Raw genomic sequence first — 15,686 nt, forward strand, 5'->3', positions numbered from 1 at the left:
GTATTGATGAAACGCCTACTCTCATCGTTGACCGCACTCCTGGTGACGATTGTGCTGACTGGGTGCGTCAGCACCTCACTGCCAACTGCACAAGCCAGTCCGTGGGAAGCCGTCGACATCCACACGAAGTCGAACCCGCTGGACCTGGCCTTCACGAACGGCCAGCACGGGTTCCTAGTCGGCAGCAACCGCTTGATTCTCGAGACCAACGACGCCGGGGCGTCTTGGACCGAAATGGCCCTGGATCTTCCGGAAGAAGAAAACTTCCGCCTGATCAGCGTTGACTTCTCGGGAGACGAAGGGTGGATCGTCGGTCAACCCGGCCTTCTGCTCCACAGCGAAGACGCTGGTCAAAATTGGAGCCGGTTATTCCTCGACACCAAGCTGCCGGGCGAGCCGTACATGGTCACGGCCCTCGGGAAGGACAGCGCAGAACTAGCGACCAATGTCGGCGCTGTTTATCGAACCAATGATGCGGGCAGCTCCTGGCAGGCCCAAGTGGAAGACGCCGCTGGGGCGGTGCGTGATCTGCGCCGTAGCCCAGAGGGCGACTACGTCAGTGTGAGCAGCCTCGGCAACTTCTTCGCGACGTGGAACAAGGGGGAAGCCCGTTGGACCCCCCACCAACGGGAAAGCAGCCAACGACTGCAGGCGATGGGCTTCCAGCCCAATGGGAATCTCTGGATGGTGGCCAGGGGCGCGCAGCTGCGCTTCAACGACGATGCCGCCAACCCCGACGAGTGGAGCAAGCCCGTGGTGCCCATCACGAATGGCTATGGCTACCTCGATATGGCCTGGGATCCGAGCGGTGCGATCTGGGCCGGGGGCGGCAGCGGAACCCTGCTGGTGAGTCAGGACGAGGGGAAAACTTGGCAGAAGGATCCTGTGGGCGAAAAGCAACCCACCAACTTCAGCCACATCGCCTTTTTCCCTGATGGCAAGGGCTTTGTCCTAGGAGAGCGAGGCTCTCTGCTCCGCTGGATCGGCTGAGCGACAACTCTCTGTAACCAAGCGACCAGACTCATCTCGCTGGCCGCTGGCTTCCCTTTAGGATCTCCGAGCTGAACGCTTCCAGACCATGGCCGCCGGCTCTACGGGTGAACGCCCGTTCTTCGAAATCATTACGAGCATCCGCTACTGGGTGATCCACGCAGTGACCCTGCCGTCGATCTTCCTGGCTGGATTCCTGTTCGTGTCGACCGGCCTCGCCTACGACGCCTTCGGCACCCCTCGTCCGGATGCTTACTTCCAGGCTCAAGACGCCAAGGCCCCTGTGGTTAGTCAGCGCTATGACGCCAAGTCCTCACTCGACCAGCGCCTGAAATAAGCCATGACTCAAGTCCCCGCAAGCACCACTCCCCGCAACTACCCGATCTTTACGGTTCGGTGGCTTGCCGTGCACGCCCTTGGTATCCCCACGGTGTTCTTCCTGGGTGCCCTAGCTGCAATGCAATTTGTTCGCCGCTGAGGCATTGATCGATGGAACGCAACCCAAACCCGAACAATCTCCCGGTAGAACTGAACCGCACAAGCCTGTATCTGGGCCTGCTGTTCGTCTTCACCTGCGGGATCCTGTTCTCCAGCTACTTCTTCAACTGATCAGGAGGATGTGAAATGAGCGGAAAGAAATCTGGACTTCCTGACGGAAGAATTCCTGATCGGCTACCTGACGGGCGACCTGCAGTTGCATGGAAGTCGCGTTGGACAGAGGGTGTTCTGCCGCTTTGGCTTGTTGCGACAGCAGGGGGCATGGCAGTTATCTTTGTAGTTGGACTGTTCTTCTATGGCGCATATACCGGCGTAGGTTCAGCATAGAAAAAAGATTCTCGTAGTTAGATCAGGCCTCTTTAGAGGCCTTTTTTTCGGAAACCAACCAAAAGAAATCTGTATATCTGTCCCGTGTCAATCAGGTTGATGTGTGGCGTCAATCTGGTTGACGCGTAGGCGTGGTTCTTCCGAGCCCTCTTGATCCCTGAGAACGCTGTTGGGATCGTGATCGTGACCAGGCTGTCGCGACGCGTCAATCAAGTTGTGGGTCGCGCCTTAATTCCATGGCCGGTGGCCTTGCTTTGCAGCTGCAGCCCCGTCACCGCCTGGCTCCAGGGCAAGTGACGTCGATCGTGACCACCGTGACGCCCGCGTCAATTACGTAGGCGGGTCGCTCTCATCGTCGGAAATCCTTGCCGCAGCTGCTTTCTGCCGGTAGCTATCTCCCTTGATGCCCACGATGTGGCAGTGGTGCAACAGCCGGTCCACCGCCGCCACCTTCATCGATCCACTCGGGAAGATCTCGTCCCACTCCCGGAACGGTTGGCTGGAGGTCACCAGCAGAGATTTGCGCTCGTAGCGGTGGCAGATCAGCTCAAACAGCACCGAGGTCTCCAGCTCGTTGCGCCGTACGTAGGAGATGTCGTCGATCACCAGCAAGGCGTAGCGATCCAGCTTCTGGATCAGCGCCGGCAGCTCATAGCTGGCCTTGGCCTTCTGCAGCAGCTGCACCAGGGCCGTGGCCGGAATGAAGCGGCAGGGCTGGTCCTGCTCGATCATCGCCATCGTGATCGCAATGGCCAGGTGGGTTTTGCCCACACCGCTGGGTCCAAACAGCAGCAGGTTCTCCGCCTGCAGCAACCAGGTGTAGCTGCGGGAGAGGACCTGGAGCTCCTGCCAGTGCTTGGGTTCGAGGTGTTGGTGATCAAAGCCATCCAACCCCTTCTGCCACGGGAGATGCGCCTCGCGCAGTAGGCGTTGGCGCCGGGCAATCAGGCGGTGGTCAACCTCCTGCTCACAAAGGGCGTAGAGGAACTGGGCCGGGCTCCAGCCTTCTACCTCAGCTTGTTGGCTGAGCGGCTGCCAGTGGCTGCGAAAGCGCGCGAGTTTCAGCTGTTTGAGCAGGAGTGGCAAGGCCGCTTCCACCGCCTGCGAGCGGGGAACCGGAGAGGAGGTGGTCATAGGAGGCCAGCAGGTGTTGGGGGATCACGGGATCAGGCAGGGCGCTGAGACGCGGCGGCACCCGGAAGCGCTGCTGCAACAGCGAGAGAGACAGGGCGTTGCGTTGGTGGGCTTGCTGCAGGAAGGCGAGCACCAGCTCAAAGGACGCCACCCGCACCGCGACATACAGCGCCTCAACCATCAAGCGAGCAGCGCCGTCACGGTCACCGCCAGCGAGCAGGTGCTGCCAGAAGTCCCACCAGCGCTGGTCGGGGAATAGGTGGCGCTGGTAGCGGCAATGGAGCAGCGCCCGCGGTTTGGCACGCAGGCCGTCGGTCAAATGCTCCAGATCGATGCACCAGGCGCGCTTCTCGCCGGAGGCGCCATAGGCACGTGGGAGCTGGAAGACCCAGTCGCTGCCCAGGTAGACGATCAGGCGGTCATGGTGCAGCCGCACCGTGACCTGGCGACAGATCAAGGTGGGCGGCACTGAATAGACGACCTGCCGCACCTCGATCGTGCTGGTGCTCCGCACCCGCACCGTGAGCAGCTCGTAGTCCGCAAAGCGGAAGGCCGGCAGCGCGGAGAGGTGTTCCAGCTCCTGCTCATAGCGCCGCTGGCGCGGGACATTGAGGGCACTGAACACCTCGGCCAGCAATTCGCCGTATTCGGCGGGTTCCTCGAAATCACAGCTGCCGCGGAGGATCAGCTTCAGCTTCAGCGGCCGTTTCACATGACCGTGCGGTGCCTCGACGATCCCGTTCTCATGGGCCACACCGCGGTTGTTGCGGCTGGCGCTCAGGCCGTAGTGAGCGCAGAGCGCCTGGTAGCGGGGCGTGATGTCGAGGGCGTAGCTGCCGTCACGGTTGCGGCTGGCGGCCGATAGGCGATCCGTGCGCAACTCCCGTGGCGTCCCACCACAGGCAGCCAGGGCGTTCTGCAAACCCTCGGAGAGCGCCACAAAGCTCTCGCCGCCATGGATCACCTGCCCTTAAGCCCAACCGCTCCACGCCAGGCGGTAGTGGAACAGCAGGTGCGGGAACGGCTCGCCCCGCAGGGTGATGACAACCCGCTTGACCTTGGTGAAATCACAGAAGCCGATCTAACCGGGCTGATACGCCAGCGGGAACATCACCTCAGGTGCCGGGCCATGGAGGGCCTTCCAGTGCTGCACACGCCGCTGCAGGGTGCGTTTCACCGAACTCCAGTCTTGATAAGGCTTTTGCTCCTGTAGGTGCTCCAGCAGTGTGGTGGGCGTGAGGGCCGGATGGCGCTCCAGCAGCGGCACCAGCAATGGCTCCCAGACCTCCGCGAGTGGATCGGGACGCCGCCTACTACGGGGCTTGCTGGCTTTGGGTTGCAGGCGGCCGCAATCAATCCGTTGAGCACGGCTCACCGAGATGCCCGCCGCAGCGGCAGCCACCTCCTGGAGGCTGCCGGCTCGTCGTTTGGACATGTAAAGCGCAATCTGTTGAGCGGTGAGGGGAGCAGGCATGACCCGGTGCCCTGCGCATGGCAACCGGATTCAGCGCAACCCCTCCAGAGCGGTCAATCTGTTTGGCGCGACCCCTCAACCTGATTGTCGTCGGACAATATCAACGAGCGTTGCTTCCTGCAAATACAAATAATGTTTTAAGGAGGATTTTCAAATCCATAGAAAGACTCCAGTTTTTTTGGTAATAAAGATCAGTGTTTATTCGAGCTGACATCAAACCGAGCTCGGGGGTTTCTCCTCGAAGACCTCGGACCTGAGCTAGTCCAGTAATACCAGGCTTACAACAATGCCTTTGCATGTAACCAACGATTAAGCTGCGGTAATACTCGTTGTGTTCGGTGGCGTGTGGCCTTGGTCCGACTAAACTCATATCTCCTAGTAATACATTCAGGAGCTGGGGAAGTTCATCCAAGCTAGTGGACCTGAGAAAGTGACCAAGGTAAGTAATGCGCGGGTCCCGATGGCGAGCCTGGATTGCGGGAAGACCAGCAGCAGACTGAAACATAGTACGAAACTTAAAGCAGCGAAATGGACGACCATCGATTCCGTACCGTGTCTGAAGAAAAAGTACCGGTCCAGGCGAGGACAGACGAACAAGTAAAGCTATGAACAAAAGAATAGGAAGGAGAGTAAAGAGAAGGAAAGCAGAAACAAAGATATCAGCCAATCTTTTTATGGCTAGATCAAAGGCTGAAGGGGGCATGCCCCAAAGATTGACGCAAGGTTTTCTTCCGACGGGATCTAAAGAGAAATTCATAGTCGGAAGAACCCAGCCTGGCAGGAAGAATGTGGGAATTGAGGTATCTCCAAAAACAGTGATGAGCGATGATAACTCTGAAGAAGTAAGAGACTCAGTTTCAAAATAGATGCGATCTACAGTTTCAGACTTAAGGTAGTCGCGGAGTTCATCAATAGAAGCAAGCAATTGAACACCTGAAGGGTAGGCTGCTTGTACTGATTGAGGGGAAAAGTTAAAGAAGGCATTGACGCGGAGACCCATCCAAGGGGATGAAGCCAACTCAGCAACAAAACCATAAAAAGAATTGGGTGTACCGCAAAACAAAGTGGAAAGGGTGTTTCCTCCATAAGCGCGGAGACGACGGAGGATAACCCTAGCGAAACAATGAGTAGAAGTTAGCCATGCCAAAGAAAGCATGCACCAGTATATGTACGACGACAAAGGAAAGAGCTGAGAAGGCAGGAAATACAAGAACAGGCAGGTAAGTGTAGAAATACACAGAGAGGTTCGTAGAAGTATCTTGCGAAAGAGTGTGAGCAAGGACGTTGAGCGAAAGCTCACGTAGAGGCCAGCAGAGGGCAAAAGTAGATAAAAAGAGACAAGGACGATTGACCAAGAAGGAAGTGTAAGCAAATGCAGGGAGAAAGAGTCAGGAAGAAGAATCCGATAAAGAAATAAGATGATGACTGGATCTACGATACGCTGAAGCGTTGAGATATCTGAACCATGGAGATGCAACAGACCAGACCATGGCTTGGACGTTAAGTTGACATCAGGTATACTCATTTAAGTGCGTAGAGATCAGACTTAAACTGTTCGAGAACGAGACTACGTTGATAGCGTGTGAGAGCAATCTGACGCGCAGATCGTCCCTTGTGATACCGTAGGTTCTTGTCAGTAATAAGCGTACGTAGGGCATCGGCAAAAAGTTGAGGATGGCCCGGTGGACAAGAAAGACCTGCTTCTGACGAGATGAGGGCAAGTTCTGAATCGGGTGTAGATGAGGAGACAACAGGACGCCCGGAAGCGAGTATTGTAATTAGTTTAGAGGGGAGAACCAAGGACTCAACGCCTTCTTTTTGTGGGATCATGTGAATATCAGCCAGGGCCAGAAGGTCATTTAGACGTTGATCAGGCTGGAGCGAAAGATGAATGATATTGTCAAAGTTACTTGTTGCGTTTAGGAATTGGGATTTATAGGCTCCATCTCCAGCAAAGATCCAGCAAAGTTGTTTTAGATCTGCAAGAAGCGGAATAATTTCAACAAAGATGGAGAGTCCTTGCTTCAGACCCATAGAACCTGAATACATTAGTACGACAGAGTCAGCACGTATATCAAGCTCGGCGACGTAAGGATTACATGGAATCCGATGATGAGACCTTGGAAAGATTGATTCGGTATCGACCCAATTAGGAAACATTAACAATTTATCTTCAGGAATACCCTTATCAATTGCGTGTTGAGACATAGAGCGACTGATAGTTGAAACAGCGTCAAAGCGTTTAAGCAGGAATGCTTCAGCACTGGTTAAAAGTGAATGGATTCGGGGGTTCCGGAAAAGGCCTAGATTGTAGGCTGCATCAAACTCATAGTCCTGGATATGGAGGAGGGTCTTACATGATCGTGCGGATAAAAGCTTAAAGAACAAAACAAGTGGTGCACAGAAAAGAGTCGGCGCAACCAATATGATTCGATGAGGAGACCAAAAGAGATGAAGGAAAAGAATTGGGGCTGAAGTAATGGCGAAGGAAAATAGATGTACGATTCGCTTGAAGAACAAGGGCTTACGCGGAACATAGATTGGGCATCGAAAGATTTGGAACCCATTAGCAAAAGATCGAGAAGAATATCGGTTAGGGAACCCATAAAAGATTTTCCATTTAGGGAAATAAGGCTGTGAGGTAACGACATGGACAGTATTTTCCCTAGATAACCATTCTGCTAAATCAGTCGAGTATCGCGAGACGCCTACGACTTCTGGAGAGTAGTTAAGGGAAATGAGGAGGATTTTCACAGCTCGTTGTGCTTAGATATCAGATGTGGATTCTTGGACCTTTAAGATAATAAGCCATTCGTAGAATGATACGAGCAGAGAATAAGTGAGGCCTGGAGACCCATCAAGAAAGCCTGATTTAATTATATAGAGGTAGATAAATTTGATGATGGGGCGAAACGGCAAGTGGTAATAGATGCTTTTGAGATACTTTCGCTTCGAAGAATAGTCGGCTGCCCGCATCATGGAGCTTAATAATCGGGGGAGAGACTCCTTAGGTCTGGAAAGGATGTGCTTTGCCTCAAGGGAGCTATAGCTGTTGTGGCGATCGATCCAATGCGAGATACCTTTTGAAAATGGGTAGTGGGCGAGAGAATTATTGAGATTACCAGTGAGACCCCGCACGATTGTTACGGGATTGATAATGCGTTCATACGAGATAAATTCGGGTCTAACAAACCTGGTATACCATGAAGTAGATTGAGCGTGCGTCAGTAATTTAGATTGGAAGAAATCACAGCGACGAACTCTCCAAGCCACCTCAGAGCAAGTGGTATTAGCTATGGCTGTTAACTCTGCGATCAGTAGATTAGAGAGAACCTCATCAGCATCGAGGATGAAAACCCAAGGGTATTTAAAGGTGATATTTCTTAAAGCCCAATTGCGATGAGACGACTCATCACCACCAAAGTACTGTGATTTGTCGTAGTCGGGACGTTGAACTAGGCGGGCTCCATAGAGACGAGCAATGTCTGGGGTGCGATCAGTACTAAAAGAGTCATATACAACAACGTCGTCTAGAAGAGACAGCGAAGAGAGACATCGTGGTAAGTCATGCTCCTCATTACGTGTTACTATAAGAACAGAGAAAGAGATCATCTGATACGTGTAGCGTGAATATGACTGGGATCAGTAAACTTAACTTTAAACCCATTTTCCTCAAGGAGTGAGACCAATAGATTGGGGGCTTGCTCTGATTCCATCTCTTTTAGAATAGAGAAATGGACCTCAATGAAAATATGCGTGATGTGACTAGATGAGAGGAGCGACGATGCCCCCTTAAGGACTTGGAGCTCATGACCTTCTACATCTATTTTGATGACGTTCGGCGGTGGGAGTAAGTTGAAACAGGAATCAAGTGTTCTAAGCTGAACAGATAGGACTGTAGATTGGGATCCATCAGAATAAAGGCTATTCGTAGGTGAAGCAGGATCTGTGCCAACGTAGAAAGGAATAGTTCCAACACTAGATCCAACAGCGTAGGGATAGAGGTAAACGTTAGGGAGAAGAAGTGTTTGAGACTTGAGGATGTCGAAGGCTGAGGGGTTAGGCTCAAATGCGTGTACAGCTCCACTAACTCCAACCAGATCTGCGGCCAACTTTGTGTAGTAACCGACATTGGCACCAATGTCCCAAACAGTCATTCCTGACTGAATAGACGAAAGGAATGCCCGTTTGAACTGTTTTTCATATGAGGAGTTAAGCAGTCTGTACAGACTAGATCTTTGAATAAGACCGAGCAGGCCGATATTACGCAAAAAATCTCGAAGACCTATGGCAAGCGGGTTGGTGTACATTAGGTAGCAAGACGCATTCGAAGGAGCCTTGATAGTCGGATTGTAAGCATTATAAGGGTGAGAGTCGGATTCGAACTGCCACCTGTGGGGAATACAGAGCAGCTTGCAAGATAGAGATTGCTTGTACGATGAACCAATAGATTGTGATCAACAACCCCTTGGCTAGGAGAAGAAGACATTCGCGTTCCGCCCATAAGGTGAAAGGTATCAGAGATGGAAGTATGTTGGGTATCTAGTTTTGGGAGAGGGTACCATTCGATGGAAGGACCATACTGAGATCGATTCCAAAACTCGGTAAAAAGCGCCTTGTACTGGCTCATAGCCGAAAGCTCAGGATTTCCCCAGGCCCAAGAGATTCTGGGAAGTGGCTGTCCGAGTCGATCAGTTCGAGTTGATAACTGAATCTTATTTTGGAGATTAGGAGGCTGCTCAGTATCAATATGGAGAAAGATCTTGGCAGAGTTGGCCTCAAGAAGCCTGCGCTTAAAGTACCGGTAATAAAATAAACGAGTTGCAGCAGGCGCATCTTTCAAAGCGCGTGAAAAGACGGTCAATAGATGGCTAGCTTTGCTACTTTGACCAGATTGGATCAATCGCAGCACCTGACGAAGTGCAGTTATGGTGTCATTATCCTGCCTTTGAAAGACAATATGCCCCATCGTATTGGGTGCGGAATATTTCGCTTGCCAAAAAGGTGATGTTTCGAGCTTTGGCGTGTGTCGTGTATTTTGATAGAAAGAAGGGCTATAGAGGTCCAGGAAAGCTCGGCGGTTGGTGGGAAAGAGTTGCGCCGATCGGAAGGATATATGATCATGGATACCTAGTCCCAAGAGGTTGGATGAATTGCCCATAGTTCCAGGGTGTTGGTTCCTGGAAGCAAGGAGCAAGCGTATCGTTTCTATAGTTCCTGACGCTATAACTGTGATGCGCGACTTAAAAAGTATAGATTGTTTAGTATCCAGGGTAACAACAGCGGCTATCACCTTGTCCCCTTTTTCGCTTAGGATTAATGATGTTGCAGGTGAATTGACAAACACTCTTGTGGAAGGGTTTTTAATACAGCTTCTACCTAAAGTCTTCGCAACATTACGATGAGAGAATGGAGCCCATTTTGAGTAGCGGATTGATAAAGAATGCGCGAGATGAGCAGGAATTAGAATCTTAGGAGAAAAAGGGGGGGCATCATCAAACGGAAGATGATTAACCGAAAGGAGGTTTTCAGCCTCGTGAAGGTACGGCTGAAGGTCGTCGTTACTAATAGGCCAGCCTGAATTCGGTATGTAGTTACGTTCCGCAAAGTCGTTGGAGGATAGAGGGAGTAACTGCCCCCCCCAAGCAGTTGAAGAGCCGCCAAAGACACGGAAACGCCCCTCAGTAGCGCCATGATGACGAAATTTAGTCATTTCAGCCTCAAAGAGAGACTGACTATCCTCAGAGGTCCGTAAACCACCGGCCTCAATGATATCTATAGATAGATTGGTGTCTTGAAGGGCAGAAGCAAGGGTTAGACCAGCAACACCTGCGCCAACGATAAGCAAGTCGCTATGGTATGTTGTATCGTGAGACTGCGAGGCTAGATCAAATAATGGCATATTTAGAAGACAGAGTTGAAAGAAATCTAGCAAAACTGATAAGTTCTGCATCTGACCAGGAAGAGTTTTGGATGCAGGTCATGATATGCGCAAGATTACCAGGCTTAGTGGTAGAGAATAGATGAATAGAACTGGGATTGACGAGTTGTTTGGCGGCAAGTACTACGGCTGCAAGGTTAGGTTTAAGTGTGAGGTCAATGCTAAGGCGATCAGACCATAGGCGACACAATGCAGGGGCAGTAGAAAAGCTAGATTGAAGGATAGGAGCAAGATGTCTGATATGGCCAAAAAATGAGTGCACGCCGGTTACGTGTGGTGTTAAAGCTAACGACGGAGAAGAGGTGCCAAGCTGAATCGCATCAAACAAGGAGGGATATTTATTAATATAGTATGATGCCGAGGATGGATTAGCCGCTATACCAATATATCTGATAAGTCCGTTGGCCTTGAAAGAGTCAAACAAAATAGGAAGACTTGGATCGAACTGATCAGAAGGAAGTGGATCGTGCATGTATAAGATGTCAACCAAGTCGGTGTTAAGAGACTTTAGGCTGTGAAGAAGAGATTCTTGGCACGCTTCAGATGAAAAGGTTCTGCTAACAGCAATATGACTATAGAGCTTTTTGGCAAGTCTAGTAGTCAATTTATTTCTTCTAATCAGCGAACGAAGCAGAGATTGTCTATTCGAGAACTTCTTAAATAATAGGGGGTTATCAAGTCCAAATTTAGTGGCAAGTGTAATCTTGCTTCGTTTTGTCGCGAGAAGAGGACGAAGTTCTTGCTCTGCATGGCCAAGACCGTACATTCTTGCTGTATCAAAGTGTGTGATTCCATGATCATATGCAAGGTCAAGAATATATGTACGCTCACTCGAACTGGGGATATTCATAAGGCTGGCACAGCCAAAGCCAAGTGAGCTTGTTTGGCGCCCGTCTGGCATAGAGATGGGTTTAAACATGTTACTTGTGAAGATGGTAGCTAGATTTCGGGGAAGACATCAGAGTCCAAGCAGAGTCAGCCTGGGCAGATATTGGAAGAGAAATTCTATATCAACGGTATGCATAAACGATGGTCGCATCAGCACCTTCGTACGAATAAGCAATCTGCGTACAGAAGGTTGCCGTCAAGGTTGTTTTGATTGTAAGTAGACACACGGTCATAGCCTCGAATATTAAGATAGTTAGTAAGCACGGATAGAGTTGGCTGAGATTCATAGAGATCAACTTCAGTAACCTCAATATAGATATACTTGATTCTTGAGATGGTGGTCTTATCAATACCTTGGAGTACGGAGAGTTCGGATCCTTGCACATCGATTTTCAGCAGAATTGAACTGAAAGTAGAAAAAGGATAGACAAATGAGGAAAGGGTGATTTGCTGTACTTGACAGGTGCTAAATGTCTGTGATCTAGGGAAGATCTTATTGTTTAAGTTCGTAGGGGTACATAGTGACGAGTTATCAGACGAATGCGATAAGTTGAGTATGACGCTTTTATTTGCATCTCCTAGAGCGATATTAGAGAATTTGAACCTAGACCCATATGCTGCTGTCAACTGGTCTGCACTCGATTTAAAGCAGGAAGGATGTGGATCGAATGCAAGAACTGGAACATGCCGCCAAGCCTCGAGTGCGAGTGAAGAGAATTGCCCCTTATTGAAGCCTACGTCAATAACAAGATCAGGTATATATCCCAAAGAGAGGAAGTGTCTATGTTCGAAGGCCGTAGCAATTAGAATGGGTGATTTAGGATGAGTTAGTTTAAATAGAATAAGCCACAGTCCCTTATGGATTTTGTGGGCAAGGGATATACTTTGGCGAAGTAAGGATCGTGCAAGCGACATATCAGGAAGAGCAATTGGAGAGGCGCATCAGTGGAGCCGTTATGTAAGGGGAACAGTACTTACGTGAGTTTTGGATTGCTTGATTGGAGAGCTCATTCCAGAGGGATGGATTATCAACCAGCGAGGCCATGGCCTCTCTTAGCGAAAGCGCTGACGAGCTGGCGATGGATATGCAACCTCGTGAGGCAATCTCGGGTCCGGCCGTACCGTGGAGAAGTAAAGACGGTGCACCATATCTCTGTGCTTCGATTGCAGGGAGGCCGAAAGATTCATAAAGACTCATTGAAATATAGGCAAAGCTCGATCTTAAGATATCCTGAAGCTCGGAGTCTGGCAGATAGTCGGTAATAGTTTTAATGGGAATACCAGGATAGTTATCGAGATCTGATTTAATAGATTCATAGTAGGAGGTATTGCAAGGCTTGCCGATGTATATCAACTCGAAGCTGCTTGAGACGTTGTGATAGAAGTCGATAAATGCCTGGAATATGAGGTGAGCTTGTTTGTAAGCAATAATCGGACCGACCGCTACGAATGCGGTACGAGGAGATAGCTCAGGAAGATTGTTGATAATATGTTCTGGTATGGAGGGTACAGGATTGTAAAGTAACAAGGTTCTCGTAAATGAATGGTTAAGTCGTAGAGACTTTTGGGCTAGTAGTTCTATATGCCTACTATTAAAGGCAAGATATCGCTGTGAAGAAGTGAATTGAGCAGAAAGGCGGAAGGCTAGGAGAAGGGTTTTGAGATAAATTGAAGACGAAAAGTCATTGGTAATGTCGGAAGGAAGAAATGGAATGGGATTTTGAATTAGAGTGACTTGATAACCTTTCTTAAGAAAGATAAAGTATCCGGAGACGGAGAAGAGAAGCGTGTTGGAAGGGATGAGAAGCGGAAGGACAAGCTGTTCATAAAGGATGCGCAAAAGGGTGCTTCTTGCGAATATAGAATTTACAATGATAATCCTTATACGTCTAAGAAGGAGATGCTCTGAAAGGTTTTTGAGAAGCGGGGAGGAAGATGTGACCAGCAAGATAATTTTTGAGTCTGGTTCCAGTGTTAGTATATTTAGGACATGGCCAATAACAACATTGGCGGATGATTGATTATTAGCACTCAGAGCATTTACGAAATAACTCTCAATTTTAATACCAGAAGAATTGCAATTAGTAAAAGACTTCATTGCTTAGGTCTCACAATTGGGCTAACAAGTGAAAGAAGAAGGAAGAATAAGAATACATACAATGCGCTCTTGACGGAATTTTCGAGAGGGTTTCTAAATGATAATATAAAGTAGATCATCCACAACGGAAAGATGCTAGAGACGGAAGAGATAGAAGAGCGTAGATCTTGAGTTGTAGTTGATGAGTAGTATGACTGTCCAACCATATCAAGCAGAAAACATGCGAAGAAGGCGGCAATTGGAGCAATAAATGGGCCAAAGTTGAGGACAAGTTCAACGACCTGAGAAGGGCCACCGAAGTAAAACCTACTGGAAGTAATTCCAATATCATTGAGTAGGCTATAATCAATGGGCTGTACTAGATCTAGGCCATGACGGATAGCATTAGGGATCAACCCCGAAAATATATTGAGATAGGAAGCCTCAGAGGCAAGATAAAACTTATCAAAGTAGGCCATAAGCATATTAAAGAGATAAAAAGCGTACTCATAAGTCATGAATACTGATTGAAGCGTTATGGTTTCGGACAGTCGCAGCAAGAGGTAAATATTAGCCAAGGCATTAAAGAGGATAATAAAGACTGAAAGCAGGAGATAGGTTCTCAGTGCTGTAAGCTTAACTGGTGAGGTTGAGAGCCATATCAATAGCAGCAGAGCTAATGGTTCAACAATAAGTGTTCTTGTGCCAGAGAGAAGGCATGCAAACATGTAGACAAATATCGGCAAGTAATTGAGCAGTTGTGTCGCAGAGTTAACTCTTCTGTATGTACGAGATCTCAATAGTCGTTCAATATAGAGTGAAAGGACAAGAAGAAGAGCAACACGAGACTCTACTAGAAATCTGACAGCGGTAAGCCCCCGTGATGCTAGTTCTGTACTAAGTCCATTGATATTAGAATAAGAATAAGTAGAATAGATAAATAGAATGGAATAGGTCAATGAAAGAAATGTCGCCAACTGACGGGCCTTGGAAAATGGCAGAAACACATATATCTTTGGGAGTTTAAACTTGGGCTTAGAGATGTAGAATCCTAAGACCAGCGAGATAAAGATTAGGATGGTATAAGATAACGTTATCGCAAATAGAGAAGACGATGTTGCAGCATACAGCCCAATTTTAGCTAAGTGAGATGATTCACTACTGAAAAGTCCATAGCCCAAAATTGAAAGTATTGGGCCAAGGAGAAAGAAGCAGAAAAATATCGTTACAGCAAATGCTCGGTAGTTATATCTAGGCAAATATTGTTGGTTGGTTTTTGTGGGATGGTACTGATTTGACATTGTACTAATACTCAAACCGCTGCAGAAGGTGGGGAGCCGTTGTCTTACGAAGTGCGAAATAAGAAAGGGCCCGTGCGATTACAAATACAACTAGATATGGACAGTAGACGGTTGATTTGCGGACCACTGACATTAGCATCGTTTTAAGGGATTGCTTTGTGTCATCAGTGAATAGCCTGGAATAGATAGCAACTCCGTATTGATACTTTAGGAAGTTAAAGGCATGATATATTGGCAAGCGACATTTAAAAACATCAAGAATGCACTGTCTAAACTGGTAATCGCACTTTAAGCTTTTAATCCAAGATGAGTTGTCAGTATTTACATTATAAGCTATTCGATAGCTGGCAAGAGTACGACAGAGATGTAGGGTCTTATAGTGAGTGGCGAGAGTAGTGCAGAATACGTAGTCTGATATGGGATAAAGAGATTGTTTAAATCCCCTCTCTTTGAGGAAGATAGATCTTGAGAAAGCAATACCAAGAGATCCGCAGTGGCGATTAGCAAAAAAGTAGTCTCGAGGATGAACCTCATAGGAGTCCTTATGTTGCAGGGATAGGCACAGCTGTTGACTAAAGTGTTTTAGTTTTGTTGCAACTGTTTGCCGAAAGATAGCATTGCTTTCATCAATAAGCTCTACGTTGCAACTGTAGAAAGCATATTGAGGACGACTCCTGATGGTTTGTGAAATTACCTGTACATAGTCTACGCTTAAGAGGTCGTCATCATTAAGGATAGTAACGTGACTAGTTGTTGCCAGTTCAATACATTTATTCCAGTTGGGATACATTCCTATGTTGCTTGAATTCTGATAGTACTTAACGCTGGAGAAGGCAGGCTCATTAAGGAGGCGACGATATCTTGTTCGACTATCATTCGATGGATTATTATCAACAATAGCGATGGAGTAGTTGTAATCTGTTTGCTGGTTAATAGCCGATCTAAGAGTAGCTTTTATTGTATCAAAACGATTATATGTAGGGATCATTATTGATAGAATTGGGTGCTGCATGCCTGCATCTTGAACTTGGTTTGTTGAAGCCATCTTGGTAGATA

The 15,686-nt window shown here is 48.6% G+C and carries 18 protein-coding genes; 5 read left to right on the forward strand and 13 right to left on the reverse strand.

From position 1 onward, the window contains the following. Positions 1-6: 6 nt before the first annotated feature. From ACLM42_RS10795 to ACLM42_RS10815, 5 genes are all read left to right on the forward strand, one after another. The gene (locus ACLM42_RS10795) at positions 7-990 is read left to right on the forward strand and encodes a photosynthesis system II assembly factor Ycf48 (protein ID WP_415399059.1); all 984 of its coding nucleotides are present in this window, start codon (positions 7-9) and stop codon (positions 988-990) included. 88 nt (positions 991-1,078) lie between these two features. Then, positions 1,079-1,327 carry a cytochrome b559 subunit alpha gene (psbE, locus tag ACLM42_RS10800; RefSeq protein ID WP_185186410.1) on the forward strand — a complete coding sequence of 83 codons (249 nt, stop codon included), beginning with the start codon at positions 1,079-1,081 and terminating at the stop codon, positions 1,325-1,327. A gap of 3 nt (positions 1,328-1,330) precedes the next feature. Then, entirely contained in the window at positions 1,331-1,468 is a 138-nt protein-coding gene (psbF, locus tag ACLM42_RS10805) for a cytochrome b559 subunit beta (RefSeq protein WP_010314382.1), read from the forward strand. Positions 1,469-1,479: 11 nt separating this feature from the next. Next, the gene (locus ACLM42_RS10810; protein ID WP_185186411.1) at positions 1,480-1,599 is read left to right on the forward strand and encodes a photosystem II reaction center protein L; all 120 of its coding nucleotides are present in this window, start codon (positions 1,480-1,482) and stop codon (positions 1,597-1,599) included. Between the two features lie 15 nt (positions 1,600-1,614). Then, positions 1,615-1,815, forward strand: a complete 201-nt coding sequence (locus tag ACLM42_RS10815) for a photosystem II reaction center protein J (protein WP_185186412.1) — start codon at positions 1,615-1,617, stop codon at positions 1,813-1,815. A 330-nt stretch (positions 1,816-2,145) separates the two neighbouring features. Here ACLM42_RS10815 and istB read toward each other — a convergent pair whose 3' ends face one another. From istB to ACLM42_RS10880, 13 genes are all read right to left on the reverse strand, one after another. Then, on the reverse strand, positions 2,146-2,901 hold the full coding sequence (gene istB, locus ACLM42_RS10820; protein ID WP_415399060.1) for an IS21-like element helper ATPase IstB: 756 nt from the start codon (positions 2,899-2,901) through the stop codon (positions 2,146-2,148). Continuing rightward, positions 2,828-3,913, reverse strand: a complete 1,086-nt coding sequence (locus tag ACLM42_RS10825) for a Mu transposase domain-containing protein (RefSeq protein ID WP_415399061.1) — start codon at positions 3,911-3,913, stop codon at positions 2,828-2,830. The genes istB and ACLM42_RS10825 overlap by 74 nt, the downstream gene beginning before the upstream one ends. 117 nt (positions 3,914-4,030) lie before the next feature. Further along, positions 4,031-4,423, reverse strand: coding sequence for a hypothetical protein (locus tag ACLM42_RS10830; RefSeq protein WP_415399062.1), 393 nt, complete (start codon positions 4,421-4,423; stop codon positions 4,031-4,033). A gap of 100 nt (positions 4,424-4,523) precedes the next feature. Then, positions 4,524-5,948: an exopolysaccharide biosynthesis polyprenyl glycosylphosphotransferase gene (locus ACLM42_RS10835; RefSeq protein ID WP_415399063.1), complete on the reverse strand. Its 1,425-nt coding sequence runs from the start codon at positions 5,946-5,948 to the stop codon at positions 4,524-4,526. After that, entirely contained in the window at positions 5,945-7,177 is a 1,233-nt protein-coding gene (locus ACLM42_RS10840; RefSeq protein WP_415399064.1) for a WcaI family glycosyltransferase, read from the reverse strand. Before ACLM42_RS10840 ends, ACLM42_RS10835 begins: the two co-directional genes overlap by 4 nt. 12 nt (positions 7,178-7,189) lie before the next feature. Then, entirely contained in the window at positions 7,190-8,035 is an 846-nt protein-coding gene (locus ACLM42_RS10845; protein WP_415399065.1) for a glycosyltransferase family 2 protein, read from the reverse strand. Beyond that, a complete protein-coding gene (locus tag ACLM42_RS10850) occupies positions 8,032-8,733 on the reverse strand; it encodes an FkbM family methyltransferase (protein WP_415399066.1) in 702 nt (233 codons plus the stop codon). The genes ACLM42_RS10845 and ACLM42_RS10850 overlap by 4 nt, the downstream gene beginning before the upstream one ends. Further along, positions 8,733-10,325 carry a GMC oxidoreductase gene (locus tag ACLM42_RS10855; RefSeq protein WP_415399067.1) on the reverse strand — a complete coding sequence of 531 codons (1,593 nt, stop codon included), beginning with the start codon at positions 10,323-10,325 and terminating at the stop codon, positions 8,733-8,735. The genes ACLM42_RS10850 and ACLM42_RS10855 overlap by 1 nt, the downstream gene beginning before the upstream one ends. After that, positions 10,312-11,283, reverse strand: coding sequence for an aldo/keto reductase (locus tag ACLM42_RS10860; protein WP_415399068.1), 972 nt, complete (start codon positions 11,281-11,283; stop codon positions 10,312-10,314). The genes ACLM42_RS10855 and ACLM42_RS10860 overlap by 14 nt, the downstream gene beginning before the upstream one ends. A 119-nt stretch (positions 11,284-11,402) precedes the next feature. Then, entirely contained in the window at positions 11,403-12,167 is a 765-nt protein-coding gene (locus ACLM42_RS10865; protein ID WP_415399069.1) for an FkbM family methyltransferase, read from the reverse strand. A 1-nt stretch (position 12,168) separates the two neighbouring features. Then, positions 12,169-13,350 (reverse strand): glycosyltransferase, encoded by a 1,182-nt coding sequence (locus tag ACLM42_RS10870; RefSeq protein WP_415399070.1) that lies wholly within the window; start codon positions 13,348-13,350, stop codon positions 12,169-12,171. Next, positions 13,347-14,075, reverse strand: a complete 729-nt coding sequence (locus ACLM42_RS10875; protein ID WP_415399071.1) for a hypothetical protein — start codon at positions 14,073-14,075, stop codon at positions 13,347-13,349. The genes ACLM42_RS10870 and ACLM42_RS10875 overlap by 4 nt, the downstream gene beginning before the upstream one ends. Before the next feature lie 559 nt (positions 14,076-14,634). Beyond that, the gene (locus tag ACLM42_RS10880) at positions 14,635-15,675 is read right to left on the reverse strand and encodes a glycosyltransferase family 2 protein (RefSeq protein WP_415399072.1); all 1,041 of its coding nucleotides are present in this window, start codon (positions 15,673-15,675) and stop codon (positions 14,635-14,637) included. Positions 15,676-15,686: the final 11 nt, after the last annotated feature.

Origin of the sequence: Synechococcus sp. W4D4 (assembly GCF_047716805.1) — a bacterium.
Lineage (GTDB): Bacteria > Cyanobacteriota > Cyanobacteriia > PCC-6307 > Cyanobiaceae > Vulcanococcus.